Genomic DNA, 912 nt, shown 5'->3' with positions numbered 1-912 from the left:
CAGAAGTTGAACGGTGGGTTGATGATGCATTGGGTGGAATGGAGAACGCGCTTAAAGCAAATCCAAAGGATCTCAGTGAGCAATATGAGAAAAAGATTGATGATTTACACGCGGCTTATGGGGAGGCCATGCTGCAAATCAAATTCCTAAAAAAGCTCAATCGCCATCTCGACCAAGACGACGACTGATCCCCGCTATCAGGGATGAGATGGCCAAAGAAGGTGATGCGGTATCCATCAGCCAACTGTGTCGTTGGACAGGGTTGGCCCGCAGCACTTTCTATTACCAAGAAAAAGCTCGGAAGCCGAAAGTGAACGAGTGGTTAGCAAGCCGGATAAAGCGCGTCATTGATGCTTTGCCCTACGCAGGTTATCGCACAGTTGCCTTCATGCTTGGAGAGAACAAAAACACCGTTCAGCGACTGATGAGTTTGAAAGGCTGGCAATGTCGGAAAAGAGCAATAGGGTTCAGGCCTCGCGTGAAAGCCAAAGCATCGGTTGCTCACGCACCCGATATGCGTTGGTCTACCGATATTGCGCGCGTGTGGTGCGGCGAACAAGCTCGCTGGGCTGCGCTCACACTGGTGATGGATTGCCATACTCGTGAGGTGTTGGGTTGGAGCTTAAGCAAACGTGGAAATGCAAAATCCGCTGTTGCAGCGCTCGAAGATGCGCTACTGACTCGCTATGGCGTCATAGGCAAAGCGACGCCAGGTTTGCAACTACGTAGTGATAATGGCTTAGTCTTTACCTCGCGTTTATATACCACACTGGCTATGCAATACGGGTTAACGCAGGAGTTTATTCAGCCTCATACACCTCAGCAAAATGGCATGGTTGAGCGGCTAATCAGAACCATCAAAGAGCAATGTATCTGGATGCACAATTTTACGTCGATGCATGAGGCCAGAAC

General features: G+C 49.8%; 2 protein-coding genes. Both read left to right on the top strand.

The genetic code is table 11. The annotated features are described in order from the left end of the window. Positions 1–188, top strand: a 188-nt coding sequence (locus HGP28_RS18925; protein ID WP_439333873.1) for a hypothetical protein, incomplete at its 5' end; no start/stop codon positions are given. Further along, the coding region (locus tag HGP28_RS18920; RefSeq protein ID WP_343033969.1) for an IS3 family transposase at positions 143–912 on the top strand (770 nt) is incomplete at its 3' end. The genes HGP28_RS18925 and HGP28_RS18920, both read left to right, overlap by 46 nt.

It is taken from the genome of Vibrio agarilyticus (assembly GCF_012641465.1).
In the GTDB taxonomy this organism is placed as follows: domain Bacteria; phylum Pseudomonadota; class Gammaproteobacteria; order Enterobacterales; family Vibrionaceae; genus Vibrio; species Vibrio agarilyticus.
The sequence above is the reverse complement of the archived record's forward strand: the minus strand, read 5'-3'. Positions and strand labels throughout refer to the sequence as shown.